The sequence below is a fragment of the Alteromonas sp. ABV4_150 genome, assembly GCF_056311745.1.
On record NZ_CM149971.1, the window covers coordinates 3,734,595 to 3,748,775 of the forward strand.

Below are 14,181 nucleotides of genomic sequence, written 5' to 3' on the forward strand. Positions count from 1 at the left end.
CTGGCAATTAGCCGATAGGGTTACAGAAGCAACGAATAGATGGCTTACGAGTATAAATTGCTTTTAATTCGAAAGTTACAGTGCGGGATCTGCGTCTTCTTCTTCGTCCTGGTCTTCAGACAATACTGCCCATACGTCGTGTTCGTTAGCGTGTATTACTTCTGCCCATACACGATCGCCCGGTTTTACGTCATAAACGCCGTTTAAATGAACCAGGCCGTCAACTTCTGGCGCATCTGCGTAGGTACGACCAACTGCACCTTCTGCATCGACACTGTCAATAACAACTTGATATTCGTTGCCAATTCTAGCTTGTAAACGAGCTTTGCTGATTTCGCCCTGAACTTCCATGAAGCGCGCAAGGCGATCTTGTTTTATATCTTCGGGTACTGGGTCAGGTAAATCGTTTGCTTTTGCGCCTTCAACAGGGGAATAAGCGAATGCGCCAACACGATCAAGCTGGGCCTCACGAAGGAAATCCAATAGTTCTTCAAACTCTTCTTCTGTTTCGCCCGGAAAGCCAACAATAAATGTTGAACGAATGACAAGCGACGGGCACTGCTCGCGCCATTTCTTAACGCGTTCAAGCACGCGCTCGGCACTGCCTGGGCGCTTCATTAATTTAAGGATGCGTTTATTGGCGTGTTGGAAGGGGATATCCAAGTACGGAAGAATTTTACCTTCGTTCATTAGCGGGATAAGGTCATCGACGTGCGGGTAGGGGTATACATAGTGCAAACGGACCCAAATACCCATTTCACCAAGTTTTTCACACAGTTGCTGCATGTGTGCTTTAACTGGCATGCCGTTCCAGAAACCCGTTCTGTGCTTAACATCAACACCATAGGCGCTGGTATCTTGTGAAATAACCAATAGCTCTTTCACGCCGGCTTCTTTTAGACGCTTAGCTTCATCAAGCACGTTTCCCACTGGGCGGCTGACTAAGTCACCTCGCATAGAGGGGATAATGCAGAACGTACAGCGATGATTACAGCCTTCTGAAATCTTCAGATAAGCATAGTGACGCGGCGTTAATTTTACGCCGTGGTCAGGAATAAGGTCTTCAAATGGATTATGCTGTGGCTTTGGAAGATGCTCGTGTACTTGTTCAACTACCGTTTCGTAGGCGTGAGGACCAGTGATCGCTAACACGTTCGGGTGAAGCTCTCTTATTTCGTCTTCTTTAACACCTAAGCAGCCAGTCACGATGACTTTACCGTTTTCTTTAAGCGCTTCACCTATGGTATCTAGCGACTCTTCAACCGCGGCATCAATAAAGCCACAAGTGTTAACGATAACCAAATCGGCATCGTTGTAGGTAGGCACCACGTCATAACCCTCGGTGCGAAGTTGAGTAAGAATACGCTCAGAATCAACTAAGTTCTTAGGGCAACCTAAGCTAACAAAACCAATTCTGCTGCCATTGCTTTGTTGCGAAGGTTTGTTATCACTTAATACCTTCACTGGCGTTTCTAGCGTGGTGGTTTTATTTACTACTTTGTTTGGATTAAACGTTTCTACTGTCATCTAAAATATCACCTGGAAAATGACTGAGCTTAAAATGGCCGCGGATTATACAGGAAAACATGCGTTTTCGCAGTATATATGTTTAGCGTTGACGATATAAGTCGTTAGCGCACGCTTAAAATAGCGCTTTGAAAAAAGTTCTAAGAGAGCAAGAAACGCAAAAGAGATAGGTAAAAGCGTCAAGCGACAATTATAAGGTTTGAAAAAGCATTGTTTACCCCCACATAAGACACGTCTTAGAGATTAACACTATCAGAACTCACTCTTTTTTGAAGATTTAAAGTTGAAAACATAGAAGTGAAAATATGCTTAAGTTACCGCTAGCTTTTTATGATGAGTCAGGGAGAATTCTGCCGCCCCGTTGGCTCTATAGCGTGCTAATCCTCCTTTGCATTGATTGGTTAGCGTTTATATTTTCGCTTGCTTCACGTACCCAAACCAGTGAATTACTCGCATTCTTTTACCCGCAAAAAGAAACATTAGGGTTAGGGCTTGCAGCTAGTTTACCTGTGTTAGTTGCTTTATCTCTAGTTAGTCAGCGGGATCGCTTGTGGAAAAATGGGTACCTTGCATGGCGTAAATGGGTTGTCCCATTGGCACAATTAGGTGTGTTGGCACTCTTGAGCGTGCAACTATACTACGCTATGCATCACCACTGGGGTTTTGAATTTATTACAGGTGTGAAAATTGTTTATTACAGTATTGCTTTATACGCTATTTCCAAGAGTCGCCATTTGAAGTGGATGGTTGAGGATTGGGAGACGCCCAATCCTTGAAAGTATGGTTCCTAAGAACCAATAACCGATAGCAACAACCTAGAGAGGAGATAATCGAGAGAGCCACCAACCGTGTAGCTCAATCACGCTGGGGTTTAATTAAGTACAAGGCCAATAAATATTTAGTGGCTACCTAAGTGATTACCCAGCGCTTGTTCATAATAAGAATTAACGCTTATTTGACTATCGTTGACCAGCCTTTCGTAGCAAATACCTGCTAATGCATAGGTATTTTCACCAACCTTCAGAAATACGGATGGCGCTTTTGGATTAGATTGGTCGTAAATCCACTGTCCATCTAGCTGCGCTTTCAAAATTTCACCGACATAAGCGCCGAAAATATTGCAAATGGTGAAGACAGCTTCGTCTTCTAACGCTAAATCATGATATTTATCCACAAAGCTAAGTAAAATATCATCTACCAATGTGACGCTATCAGGTGAGTGGTCGAGTACAATTTCGAACTCATCAGCTGCAGTAGCTACAGCGTCCTTCGCGCAATCGGCCATTAATTTATTGAGTTCATCAGGTGACATTTTGTTCTCCTTCTCACCAGTGCTTTTAATACACCAAGTTAACGCTTAAAAAGCCCTCAGGACAAGGTGTTATATGTTTTTAACTATTGTGCGTAAGTTATCGGCTAAAGTCTATTTTTGTCCAGTTAATCTATTAATTACACTTGCAGCAGCGAACATACCGAAGGTGGCGGTTACCGTGACCACAGCACCAAAGCCGCCTGCACAGTCTAGTCGAGTACCACCTTCCATTGCAGATTTGTTATAACAAACCGAGCCGTCTGGTTGTGGGTAGCGCAATTGCTCTGTTGAATAGATACACTCAACGCCAAAGCGACGTTTTGGGTTTTTACTGAAGTTATAGTTACGTCTAAGCTCACTGCGTAGCTTAGCCGCAAGGGGATCTTGTGTTGTTTTAGCTAAATCGCCTTTTGTGACTTGAGTTGGGTCTATTTGACCGCCCGCACCGCCAACCGTAACAATGGGAATTTTGTTGCGTTTACAGTGAGCTATCATCGCCGCTTTAGCGCGAATACTGTCGGTGGCATCGACTACAGCGTGCATTTCTTTGGTTAAAAGTGTGGCCGTATTGTCTGGGGTGACAAAATCCTCAATACAATTCACTTTGCAAGCAGGATTTATCAAGTGAATTCTCGATGCAATGGCGTCGACCTTTGCTTCTCCTATAGTATTGGAAAGCGCGTGAATTTGGCGGTTTGTGTTCGTCACGCACACATCGTCTAAATCAATAAGGGTTATAGTACCAACGCCTGAACGAGCTAGTGCTTCTGCAGTCCAACTTCCCACACCGCCAATGCCGACTACAGCCACATGACTGTTGGCTAAATTATTAGTTTGCTGTGCGCCATACAAACGCACAATACCGCCTAAACGTGGATCATCAGACATGTTTCACTTCACTTAAAAATAAACTAACTCAAAGGCGTGTGTCTACACAAAAACGTGCAAACACGCTAGCAGGGCGCGCATCATCTCAAAAGTGAACACTAAAGATCAATACACTCCAGTTTTTTCGAATAATAAATCCGATTTTAAGCAACATACGTTCTACCCATTACATGTTTAAATAAAATCATTGTTTAACTATATATTGTAAATGGAGAGGCATATGGGCTTACTCGTTGATGGAAAATGGCAAGATAAGTGGTACGACACCAGTAAGAACGGTGGCAAATTTGAGCGTCAGGCATCTAAGTTTCGTGACTCTATTAGCAATAGCGAAGACGCAACCTTTCCCGTTGAGTCAGGCCGCTATCACCTTTACGTTTCTCTTGCCTGTCCATGGGCGCACAGAGCGCTTATATTTAGAAAGCTAAAGGAATTAGAGGCGCATATTGATGTTTCCGTAGTTCATCCTGAAATGCTGAATGAAGGATGGGAATTTAAAGATTATCCGGGGTCGACGGGAGATAAGCTTTACGGTTTTGACTACGCACACCAAATTTATACTAAAGCAAAGCCCGAAATAACAACTCGCGTTACGGTACCAATTCTGTGGGATAAACAAACTGAAACCATCGTCAATAACGAATCAGCTGAGATTATTCGTATATTCAATAGTGGGTTTAACTCACTTACTAATAATGACGACGATTACTATCCCGAGGCACTACGCGAAGAAATTGATACCATCAATAACATGGTGTATCACGACATTAACAACGGTGTGTACAAAGCCGGGTTTGCAACAACACAAGAGGCTTATGAAGAGGCAGTCACAGCATTGTTTGACTCGCTGGACCTAGTCGAAGAAAGGTTAAGTAAACAACGCTATTTAGTTGGTGAACAAATTACGGAAGCTGACTGGCGATTATTCACTACGCTCATTCGGTTTGACGCTGTCTACCACGGACACTTTAAATGCAATAAAAAGCAAATTTCAGACTATCCAAATATTTACGGGTACATGAGAGAGCTTTATCAAGTTTCGGGTATTGCTGAGACAGTCAACTTTGACCATATCAAACGACACTATTACTACAGCCATACAATGATTAACCCTACGCAAGTCATTCCTGTTGGGCCAGAGCAAGATCTTATGGCGCCTCACGGACGCGATAAAATAAAAAGTTAAAAGTCCTAAACGCGAAACTCGAAGTAGAGATTGAAGGTCGAAGATTAAGGTAGATACACATAATGTCAGTTGAAGTGAACGAACAAAAGGCGATAGAAAAAGTGGTAACAGGTATGCCAACCAGTGATGGAGCGGGCGTGTCTTTAACCCGTATTATTGGGCAACCTGATCTACCTCGGCTCGACCCCTTTCTCATGTTAGATTTTTTTGGTTCAGATAATCCGGGTGAATACATTGCTGGTTTTCCTCCACATCCTCACCGAGGCTTCCAGACAGTAACCTACATGCTTGCAGGTAAAATGCGTCATAAAGACTCTGTTGGCAATGAAGGGGTCATTGAAGCTGGTGGAATACAATGGATGAATGCAGGGCGTGGTATCATTCACGAAGAAATGCCCGAACAGGAAAAGGGTTTGTTACAAGGCTTCCAGCTTTGGGTGAACCTTCCGGCTGCAGAAAAGATGTCGGCGCCAAACTACCAAGACATACAGCCAGATGACGTCCCAACAGTACACATTCAAGATGCAGTAATCAAAGTGTTAGCAGGTGAAATTGACGGTGTGAAAGGGCCTGTGAAGACAACGGCGGTTGCTCCTACTTTTTTAGACGTTGCACTACGACGCGGGAGTTCGGAAATTGCACTGGGTTCGGATGAAGCTGCCTTTATTTATGTGTATGAGGGAAGCGTGGTCATTAATAGCGGCGAACTTAGCAAAGAAACAATTGTGTCGCAGGGAGAGCTGTGTGTTTTGTCACAAAGTGGCAAGCAGCTATCTGTATCCGCAGATACAGGTTGTAAGTTTATAGTGGTCTCAGGTAAACCTATTGAAGAGCCTGTGGTCCAATATGGGCCTTTTGTAATGAACACTCAGCAGGAAATTGTTCAGGCATTTAACGATTACCAAAGCGGTTCATTAGCGAAGTAGATTCAAGTTTTGTCTGTCTTGATTCGACTATGGGTAATTATCTATGCGGAGTGGTATTAGACTAGGCTTTTAATCAATACCTCTTCATTAGGTTCAGCAAGGAGCAGCACTGCCAATGCATTTTGAAAGCGTCGCCGAAAAACACGTGCTATCACTTTTAGAATTTGAGCGTAGTAACAAAGCCTATTTTGAATTGTCTATAGCACCAAGAGAGGCAGCGTTTTATTCATTGGATGGCGTTGGCTACCACATTAGCGAATTGCTTTACTTACAACAGCAGAAAAGAGCTTGGGGTTATGTACTTGTTGATGAGCAACGAAATAACCAGATTGTAGCGCGTGCTAATATCAAAAATAGAGCAGGCGACAAGGCGGAAATCGGCTATCGAGTTGCAGAGAAGGATTGTGGAAAAGGCATTGCTTCTCACTGCGTCTCATTTTTAATTGAGGAGGCCAAAAGCATGGGCATAAAATTGCTCACTGCAGAAGTCATGGACAACAATGCCGCTTCTGAAAAAGTCCTTATCAAGAATGGTTTTAGTCCTACGCTGTGCTTTCGCCGAAAGTATCGTCATCAAGGCACTCTTCATAACAGTATCTACTTCGAACTCGCGCTATAAGCTCATTGATGGTACACCGGGATAGCCACATCTTGGGTTATTTAAATTGAATTAGTAATTCACTCCCTCAAGTGATTTAATATCAGTAATTCTAATACCAGTCCGCGCCTTCTGAGTGGAGAATGATATATACGGGTTGGTATAATCACATACTTTTCTCTCTTACGATAAAAACAAAGGTGCGATGTGCGCTTTTAAGTCGTAAAAGAAGGTAATGTAATCATAAATAGTTAAAACACAGGGAATTTCGATCTAGATGGCAACCCCAATTACCTGCTTTAAAGCGTACGATATTCGTGGCGAATTGAACTCACAACTGACTGAAGATGTAGCGTATCGAATTGGCTATGCTTTTGCGCAAGAATTAAATGCGAAAACTGTTGTTGTTGGTAGTGATGTGCGTCTTACGTCAACACCATTAAAATTAGCGTTAAGCGCGGGTCTAATCGATGCTGGTGCAACAGTGACCGATATTGGCATGGCAGGAACAGAAGAAATTTACTTCGCTACCAAACACCTTGGCGTTGATGGTGGTATTGAAGTAACGGCAAGTCATAACCCAATTAATTACAACGGTATGAAACTGGTGAAGTCAGGCTCTGTTCCAATTAGTGGCGACACAGGCCTAAACGCGATAAAAGAGAAAGCCGAAGCACTAGAAGATAGCTTCGTGTCAGAGCGATTAGCACACTACACTGAGGGTGCGTTGATTGATGCTGATGCGTTTTTTAACGGTACGGCCCATGTAAAAGAAGACAAGCTTTCTGAAACCGATAAATATGCGGTTAAATCGTGTATGTCTGACTATGTTTCTCACATGCTTTCTTACGTTAATTTGAGCAATTTTACGCCGTTAAAAGTGGTGGTTAATGCAGGTAATGGTGCCGCAGGCCCCGCGCTAGACGCTATTGAAAAAGAAATGAAAGTGCAGGGTGTTCCGATAGAGTTTGTAAAAGTACATCACAATGCTGATGGTACATTTCCAAACGGCATCCCCAATCCATTGTTACCTGAAAACCGTGCTGACACGGCCGATGCCGTTAAAGCATCGGGAGCTGATTTTGGCATTGCATGGGATGGTGATTTCGACCGTTGCTTCTTGTTTGACGCTGATGGTGAATTTATTGAAGGATATTATATCGTTGGCTTGCTTGCTGAAGCCTTTATCGAGAAAAACACCGACAGTAAAATCATTTATGACCCTCGCGTATACTGGAATACAGAAGATATCGTAGCGAATGCAGGTGGTACACCTATTAAGTCGAAAACCGGCCATGCGTTTATTAAAGAACGTATGCGCAAAGAAGATGCGGTCTATGGCGGTGAAATGAGTGCCCACCATTACTTTAGAGATTTTGCCTACTGTGATTCAGGCATGATCCCTTGGTTGTTAATTGCCGAATTGGTGTGTGTGAAAAAGCAAACACTAGCGAGTATGGTAAAAGCGCGAATTGAAGCGTTTCCATCTTCTGGTGAAATTAACAGTAAACTAAAAGATGCTGACGCAGCGCTGGAACGCGTTACAACTAAATATCAGCCACTAGCCAGCATAATCGATACTACCGATGGTTTGGGTCTGGAGTTTGGTACTTGGCGCTTTAATTTACGTAAATCGAATACTGAGCCAGTTATTCGTTTAAACGTTGAAAGTAAAGGCGACATTACGTTGATGGAACAAAAAACCGAAGAACTTCTTTCGCTTATTCGCGCTGAATAACCACGGTTCTTTTCGTTAATTCCGCTAGATAGGTAAGAAGCGAAGGCGATAATATAGTGATATTATCGCCTTTTTTATTTGTTAAATATAAAGTTGTTAAAGCTATTTTTATCAACCGTTTAAGTTTGTTACGCGTAACCGTCAAGCTGCCTAAGTTAGACACTTTCGGTAGTACAGTAGGGTTTACCCTCTGTTGTTTTTGTCGCATATATCTAATGGTTGGCTGTAAAACTAAGTTTTTAGGATAAAGGCTAAACAAGCAAGTAAATCATCCAAGCGTGACAGATAACGACAACACTTGTTAGTCCCATTCGCAGGCTTATGTAACTTACAATCTGCTCTTTAGGAAGGCTAAGAATAAACTTGTCGTAAATAAGCACGGCGACGTAGCTTAGCGATAAAACGCCAAACACTTTCACGTCGTGAGAGAACATCAAACACAACCACCCAATAATAGTGGGCAACATTGCTATTAGCATTTGCTTGTCATATCGCTGGTTACTTACAGAGTCCCACCAATGAATACCGCCAAAGAAAGATAACAGCACAGCGGAGTATTGAACAAAGTAAACAGCACTTTGTGTTAGTGATAACAAGTTAAGCTGATAAGCCAGTGGCATAGCAACAAAAGGAATAAGACCGGCGATACCTAAAAAAACCGCAGAGTAGGGCATGGTTGTTCCTTAACGGTGGTTTGTATAAACAAAAATAGCGCCACGAAGGCGCTATTTTTACTATTAAGCGTAATACTTAGTTCAGTGTTACCTGAATTATTACTTAATTGGCGTGTACTTACGCTGGTTGTGACCAGTGTATAGCTGACGAGGACGACCAATCTTTTGTTTAGGGTCGCTCATCATTTCATGCCAGTGTGAAATCCAGCCTACTGTACGAGATAGGGCAAAGATACACGTAAACATGTTGGTAGGAATACCAATTGCCTTAAGCACGATACCTGAGTAGAAGTCTACGTTCGGGAACAGTTTCTTCTCTGCAAAGTATGGGTCGCTTAACGCAATCTTTTCAAGTTCCATTGCTACTTCTAGTAGTGGATCTTTAACGTTAAGCTCGCTTAGTACTTCGTGACAGCTTTCACGCATTACCGTAGCACGAGGGTCGTGGTTTTTGTAAACGCGGTGGCCAAAGCCCATAAGACGGAACGGATCGCTCTTGTCTTTTGCACGAGCAATAAACTCTGGAATGCGGTCTACAGTACCGATTTCCTCTAGCATGTTAAGACATGCTTCGTTCGCGCCGCCGTGAGCAGGGCCCCAAAGTGATGCAACACCTGCAGAAATACATGCATATGGGTTTGCACCAGAAGAACCAGCTAGACGTACGGTAGACGTTGACGCATTCTGTTCGTGATCTGCGTGAAGCGTAAAGATACGGTCCATTGCGCGCTCAACAGCTGGGCTGATTTGATACTCTTCTGCTGGTACAGAGAACATCATGTTCAGGAAGTTAGCTGCGTAGCTTAGGTCATTGCGTGGATAAACGAATGGCTGGCCAATATTGTACTTGTAACACATCGCCACAAGCGTTGGCATCTTAGCGATTAGACGATGCGCGCTGCGAATGCGCTGCTCTTCATTAGAAACGTCTAAATCACTGTGGTAGAACGAAGACATAGCGCCAACGGTACCGCATAGCATTGCCATTGGGTGTGCGTCGTTGCGGAAACCGTGGAAGAACATGTTAATTTGTTCGTGTACCATGGTGTGACGAGTAATCGTCTCTTTAAACTCTTCGTACTGCTCTTTTGTTGGTGCATCACCGTGAAGAAGCATGTGACAAACTTCTAAGTAGTCTGCATCACGCGCTAATTCTTCGATAGGGAAACCGCGGTGTAATAGAACACCTTGAGCGCCATCAATGTAGGTAATTGAAGACTCGCAAGATCCTGTCGCCATAAAACCTGGGTCGTACGTGAAGTAACCGTGTTGGCCTAACGTACGGACATCGATTACATCTTGTCCTTCGGTGCCAGACAAGATAGGAAGCTCGATTTCCTTACCGCCGGCTTTAAGAATGGCTTTCTGATCTGCCATAAAATGCTCTCCTCAGAATGGTTCTGTTTGCAGCGAAAACGGACGAAAATGTCCGCTTCGTTGGGAAAAGTGGGCGTATTTGTACTTTATTATGTACCAACAAGTCAATTTAATTGCATATTTGAACAATAAATATTCTGAATTGCGTAAAAAATACTAGCAATAAAGTCACATTCGATTAACTCGTTGGGAAATCACTTTGCCCGATACAGTGCAATTATCGATGGCTTTTAGCTAAAGGTAAACCACCGATTAATAAATATATTAACAGGTCAGATTAAAAAGTAACCTTTTCATGGGGAATAATTACGCATACAGATTAAAAGTGCTTAATTTCTTATTGATATGCATAGTTATTCCAAATAGCTACTGATAAACTTTTAAGAACTGTAATTGCACTCGTTATAACGGGTTGCGCCCAATTTTGATCTTTTTTTATCAAAATAATTATCATTAAAGTGCATATAGCGACTAAAGTCTTACTACGGCACAAAAAATTGTAATTATATACTACGCTGGATATACTCAGCGGTGCTTGAGAAACAGAATATTTATTCTGTTACAGGCATTAAAGAAAAATTCACAAATTGTTAACAACTCAACGGATGAGGCAATTAACAGGTTAAAAATCGAATTTACTTACTCAGGACATAATAAAGGTGAGGAATTCATTATCCCCTACGGATTAAACAGGCATACATTGTGAAAAAGCAAAGACCAGTAAATTTAGAACTCAATACTATTAAATTTCCGCCCTCTGCTATTTCGTCAATTCTCCACCGTGTAACCGGTGTTGCAATGTTCTTCGCGCTACTTTTCGTTATTTGGGCGTGGGCAGTATCTGTTCACTCGCCAGAAGGTTTCGCGAACGTACAAGCAATCATGGACGGTTTCCTTGGAAAATTTGTCGCAATTGGCACAGCTTCAGCGCTGACATATCACATTCTAGGCGGCCTAAGACACGTTGTTATGGATTTAGGTCACTGGGAAGAATTAGAGTCGGGTAACACAAGTGCAAAAGCAGTAATCGCACTTTGGGTTGTACTGACCGTAGTATTGGGAGTTGCATTATGGTAACCAACCAAGCAAGCATTAAGCGTGACGGCGTACAAGATTACGTTTCACTTCGCGCTACAGCAGCAATTATTTTCGCGTACTCGGTTTTCATGGCGTGGTTTTTCATCACCACAGATAACCTAACGTTTATCGAATGGCGAGGGTTGTTCTCTGGCCTAGCCATGAAAGTTTTCACATTGGCAGCACTTGTAGCAGTGATGATCCACGTGCGCATCGGCCTATGGCAGGTGCTAACAGACTATGTTAAAGCAACAGGTCTGCGCGCAGGACTACAATATATACTAAATATCATCGCGTTCGGCTATGTAGCTGTTGGCCTATTCGTACTGTGGGGAGTGTAAAATGAGTTTACCCGTTCACGAGTTTGATGCAGTTGTAATTGGTGCAGGCGGTGCAGGTATGCGCGCGGCGCTACAGATTTCAGAATCTGGTAAATCATGCGCACTGTTGTCTAAAGTATTTCCAACCCGTTCTCATACTGTATCTGCACAGGGTGGTATTACCGTAGCATTAGGTAATTCACACGAAGATAACTGGGAATGGCACATGTATGACACTGTAAAGGGGTCAGATTACATCGGTGACCAAGACGCTATCGAGTACATGTGTAAAACTGGTCCAGAAGCCATTATTGAGATGGAAAATATGGGCCTACCTTTCTCTCGCTTTGAGAATGGTAAAATCTATCAACGTCCTTTTGGTGGTCAGTCAAAGAACTTTGGCGGCGAGCAGGGCGCACGTACAGCAGCAGCAGCTGACCGTACTGGTCATGCGCTACTTCACCTTCTTTACCAACAAAACGTAAAGAATAAGACTAAAGTATTCTCTGAGTGGTATGCATTAGACTTAGTTAAAAATCAAGACGGTGACGTAGTTGGTTGTACGGCAATCGATATTGAAACCGGTGAAGTAGTTTACTTTAAGTCTCGCGCTGTTGTATTAGCAACAGGCGGTGCTGGCCGAATCTATGCATCTACTACAAACGCACACATCAATACCGGTGACGGTGTTGGTATGGCACTACGTGCAGGCGTTGCGGTTCAAGATATGGAAATGTGGCAGTTCCACCCAACGGGTATCGCTGGCGCAGGCACATTGGTAACAGAAGGTTGTCGTGGTGAAGGTGGTTACCTTCTCAATAAAGACGGCGAACGCTTCATGGAACGTTATGCACCTAACGCGAAAGACCTAGCGGGTCGTGACGTTGTTGCACGTTCAATGATGACAGAAATCCGTGAAGGTCGTGGTTGTGAAGGCCCGTGGGGCACACACATTAAGCTTAAGCTTGACCACCTTGGTAAGGACGTTCTTGAATCTCGTCTACCAGGTATCCTTGAACTTTCACGTACGTTTGCACACGTCGACCCAGTTAAAGAGCCGATTCCGGTAATTCCTACCTGTCACTACATGATGGGTGGTATTCCTACAAACGTTGACGGCCAGTGCTTAACGGTTGACGAAAACGGCAACGACAAAGTAGTAAATGGCTTATTTGCTTGTGGTGAAATTGCCTGTGTATCAGTACACGGTGCGAACCGTCTTGGCGGTAACTCACTACTTGACCTTGTTGTATTCGGTCGTGCGACTGGTTTACACCTTGGTAAGACATTATCTGAAATGGCACCAACACGCGACGCGTCTGAGTCTGACCTAGAAGCCTCAATGACACGTTTCAACCGTTGGGAAAATTCAGAGAAAGGAAAGGGCGAAGACCCTGTTCAAATTAAGAAAGACTTGCAAGAATGCATGCAGCTTAACTTCTCAGTATTCCGTGAAGGTGAAGCCATGGCGGAAGGTCTTAAGGAACTTGGCGAAATTCGCGAGCGTCTTAAGCATGCACGCCTTGACGATAAAAGTTCAGACTTCAATACTCAACGTATTGAATGCCTAGAGCTTGATAACCTAATGGAAACCGCGTACAGCACTGCAGTAGCAGCGAACTTCAGAACGGAAAGCCGTGGTGCACACAGCCGCTTCGACTTCCCGGACCGTGACGATGACAACTGGTTATGCCACAGCATCTACGATCCGAACACTGATAAAATGATTAAACGTGAAGTGAATATGGCGCCTAAGCTTAGGGAAGCATTCCCGCCTAAAGTGCGTTCATATTAAGAGAGGCAACGATCATGCAATTAACTTTTTCGATTTATCGTTACAACCCTGAAGTAGATGCGAAGCCACGCATGCAAGACTACACTCTAGAAGTAGAGGAAGGTCAAGACATGATGGTGCTAGACGCGCTACTTGCACTTAAAGAGCAGGATCCGACGCTTTCTTTCCGTCGTTCTTGTCGTGAAGGTGTATGTGGTTCAGACGGTGTAAACATGAATGGCAAAAATGGCCTTGCATGTATTACTCCGCTCTCTGCACTGGGCAAAGGTAAAATAGTCGTTCGTCCACTTCCAGGTCTACCCGTTGTACGTGACCTAGTTGTTGATATGACGCAGTTCTATACACAGTACGAAAAGATTAAGCCGTTCTTAATCAACGACAGCAAGCAGCCGCCTGCGCGCGAGCACTTACAGTCGCCTGAAGAACGTGCGAAACTTGATGGACTATACGAGTGTATTCTTTGTGCTTGTTGTTCAACATCATGCCCATCATTCTGGTGGAATCCAGATAAGTTCATTGGTCCTGCGGGTCTTCTTCACGCATATCGCTTCCTTATTGATAGTCGCGATACTGCAACTGAAGAACGTCTTAACGACCTTGATGATGCATTCAGCGTATTCCGCTGTCACGGTATCATGAACTGTGTGAGCGTATGTCCTAAAGGCTTAAACCCAACAAAAGCAATAGGCCAAATCAAGTCTATGCTTTTACAACGGGCTGTTTAGTACTACACTCTGATAACTTCTTTTAGTTACAGAAAGTG

Annotated in this window: 14 protein-coding genes; 9 read left to right on the forward strand and 5 right to left on the reverse strand. The window is 43.5% G+C overall.

The window, feature by feature from the left end; all coding sequences use genetic code 11:
* Positions 1-75: 75 nt before the first annotated feature.
* Positions 76-1,527 carry a 30S ribosomal protein S12 methylthiotransferase RimO gene (gene rimO / locus ACYX4M_RS16225; protein ID WP_476080896.1) on the reverse strand — a complete coding sequence of 484 codons (1,452 nt, stop codon included), beginning with the start codon at positions 1,525-1,527 and terminating at the stop codon, positions 76-78.
* A gap of 305 nt (positions 1,528-1,832) precedes the next feature.
* Here rimO and ACYX4M_RS16230 point away from each other — a divergent pair, with 305 nt between their 5' ends.
* On the forward strand, positions 1,833-2,303 hold the full coding sequence (locus tag ACYX4M_RS16230; protein ID WP_476080897.1) for a DUF2919 family protein: 471 nt from the start codon (positions 1,833-1,835) through the stop codon (positions 2,301-2,303).
* A gap of 122 nt (positions 2,304-2,425) precedes the next feature.
* Here ACYX4M_RS16230 and ACYX4M_RS16235 read toward each other — a convergent pair whose 3' ends face one another.
* Positions 2,426-2,839 (reverse strand): hypothetical protein, encoded by a 414-nt coding sequence (locus tag ACYX4M_RS16235; protein ID WP_476080898.1) that lies wholly within the window; start codon positions 2,837-2,839, stop codon positions 2,426-2,428.
* A gap of 111 nt (positions 2,840-2,950) precedes the next feature.
* The gene (gene tcdA, locus ACYX4M_RS16240; RefSeq protein ID WP_474874188.1) at positions 2,951-3,727 is read right to left on the reverse strand and encodes a tRNA cyclic N6-threonylcarbamoyladenosine(37) synthase TcdA; all 777 of its coding nucleotides are present in this window, start codon (positions 3,725-3,727) and stop codon (positions 2,951-2,953) included.
* A gap of 220 nt (positions 3,728-3,947) precedes the next feature.
* On the opposite strand from tcdA, the gene ACYX4M_RS16245 reads away from it, so the two are divergent.
* The 4 genes from ACYX4M_RS16245 to ACYX4M_RS16260 all read left to right on the forward strand — a co-directional run bounded on the left by ACYX4M_RS16245 (position 3,948) and on the right by ACYX4M_RS16260 (position 8,175).
* Entirely contained in the window at positions 3,948-4,913 is a 966-nt protein-coding gene (locus tag ACYX4M_RS16245; protein WP_476080899.1) for a glutathione S-transferase family protein, read from the forward strand.
* Between the two features lie 62 nt (positions 4,914-4,975).
* A complete protein-coding gene (locus ACYX4M_RS16250) occupies positions 4,976-5,839 on the forward strand; it encodes a pirin family protein (protein WP_476080900.1) in 864 nt (287 codons plus the stop codon).
* 115 nt (positions 5,840-5,954) lie between these two features.
* The gene (locus tag ACYX4M_RS16255) at positions 5,955-6,458 is read left to right on the forward strand and encodes a GNAT family N-acetyltransferase (protein ID WP_476080901.1); all 504 of its coding nucleotides are present in this window, start codon (positions 5,955-5,957) and stop codon (positions 6,456-6,458) included.
* 256 nt (positions 6,459-6,714) lie between these two features.
* The gene (locus tag ACYX4M_RS16260) at positions 6,715-8,175 is read left to right on the forward strand and encodes a phosphohexomutase domain-containing protein (RefSeq protein ID WP_476080902.1); all 1,461 of its coding nucleotides are present in this window, start codon (positions 6,715-6,717) and stop codon (positions 8,173-8,175) included.
* Between the two features lie 251 nt (positions 8,176-8,426).
* Here the strand turns inward: ACYX4M_RS16260 and ACYX4M_RS16265 are convergent, their stop codons facing one another.
* Together ACYX4M_RS16265 and ACYX4M_RS16270 are read right to left on the reverse strand one after the other, a co-directional pair.
* The gene (locus tag ACYX4M_RS16265) at positions 8,427-8,849 is read right to left on the reverse strand and encodes a DUF3429 domain-containing protein (RefSeq protein WP_476080903.1); all 423 of its coding nucleotides are present in this window, start codon (positions 8,847-8,849) and stop codon (positions 8,427-8,429) included.
* Between the two features lie 99 nt (positions 8,850-8,948).
* Entirely contained in the window at positions 8,949-10,226 is a 1,278-nt protein-coding gene (locus tag ACYX4M_RS16270) for a citrate synthase (RefSeq protein WP_118494947.1), read from the reverse strand.
* 702 nt (positions 10,227-10,928) lie between these two features.
* Here ACYX4M_RS16270 and sdhC point away from each other — a divergent pair.
* From sdhC to ACYX4M_RS16290, 4 genes are read left to right on the forward strand one after another with little or no spacing between them, the layout of a single operon-like run.
* Positions 10,929-11,303 carry a succinate dehydrogenase, cytochrome b556 subunit gene (gene sdhC, locus ACYX4M_RS16275; RefSeq protein ID WP_071814724.1) on the forward strand — a complete coding sequence of 125 codons (375 nt, stop codon included), beginning with the start codon at positions 10,929-10,931 and terminating at the stop codon, positions 11,301-11,303.
* Positions 11,297-11,644 (forward strand): succinate dehydrogenase, hydrophobic membrane anchor protein, encoded by a 348-nt coding sequence (gene sdhD, locus ACYX4M_RS16280; RefSeq protein WP_159579156.1) that lies wholly within the window; start codon positions 11,297-11,299, stop codon positions 11,642-11,644. The genes sdhC and sdhD overlap by 7 nt, the downstream gene beginning before the upstream one ends.
* Position 11,645: 1 nt before the next feature.
* On the forward strand, positions 11,646-13,418 hold the full coding sequence (sdhA, locus tag ACYX4M_RS16285; RefSeq protein ID WP_334060533.1) for a succinate dehydrogenase flavoprotein subunit: 1,773 nt from the start codon (positions 11,646-11,648) through the stop codon (positions 13,416-13,418).
* Positions 13,419-13,432: 14 nt separating this feature from the next.
* Positions 13,433-14,143, forward strand: coding sequence for a succinate dehydrogenase iron-sulfur subunit (locus ACYX4M_RS16290; protein ID WP_012518362.1), 711 nt, complete (start codon positions 13,433-13,435; stop codon positions 14,141-14,143).
* Positions 14,144-14,181 lie beyond the last annotated feature (38 nt).

Bases quoted from the DNA above. Each gene is read 5' to 3' on its own strand.
- ACYX4M_RS16290 (WP_012518362.1), top strand. From the start codon at position 13,433: ATGCAATTAACTTTTTCGATTTATCGTTACAACCCTGAAGTAGATGCG.
- ACYX4M_RS16265 (WP_476080903.1), bottom strand. From the start codon at position 8,849: ATGCCCTACTCTGCGGTTTTTTTAGGTATCGCCGGTCTTATTCCTTTT.
- sdhA (WP_334060533.1), top strand. From the start codon at position 11,646: ATGAGTTTACCCGTTCACGAGTTTGATGCAGTTGTAATTGGTGCAGGC.
- ACYX4M_RS16230 (WP_476080897.1), top strand. From the start codon at position 1,833: ATGCTTAAGTTACCGCTAGCTTTTTATGATGAGTCAGGGAGAATTCTG.
- ACYX4M_RS16260 (WP_476080902.1), top strand. From the start codon at position 6,715: ATGGCAACCCCAATTACCTGCTTTAAAGCGTACGATATTCGTGGCGAA.
- ACYX4M_RS16245 (WP_476080899.1), top strand. From the start codon at position 3,948: ATGGGCTTACTCGTTGATGGAAAATGGCAAGATAAGTGGTACGACACC.
- ACYX4M_RS16270 (WP_118494947.1), bottom strand. From the start codon at position 10,226: ATGGCAGATCAGAAAGCCATTCTTAAAGCCGGCGGTAAGGAAATCGAG.
- sdhD (WP_159579156.1), top strand. From the start codon at position 11,297: ATGGTAACCAACCAAGCAAGCATTAAGCGTGACGGCGTACAAGATTAC.
- rimO (WP_476080896.1), bottom strand. From the start codon at position 1,527: ATGACAGTAGAAACGTTTAATCCAAACAAAGTAGTAAATAAAACCACC.
- ACYX4M_RS16250 (WP_476080900.1), top strand. From the start codon at position 4,976: ATGTCAGTTGAAGTGAACGAACAAAAGGCGATAGAAAAAGTGGTAACA.
- tcdA (WP_474874188.1), bottom strand. From the start codon at position 3,727: ATGTCTGATGATCCACGTTTAGGCGGTATTGTGCGTTTGTATGGCGCA.
- ACYX4M_RS16235 (WP_476080898.1), bottom strand. From the start codon at position 2,839: ATGTCACCTGATGAACTCAATAAATTAATGGCCGATTGCGCGAAGGAC.
- ACYX4M_RS16255 (WP_476080901.1), top strand. From the start codon at position 5,955: ATGCATTTTGAAAGCGTCGCCGAAAAACACGTGCTATCACTTTTAGAA.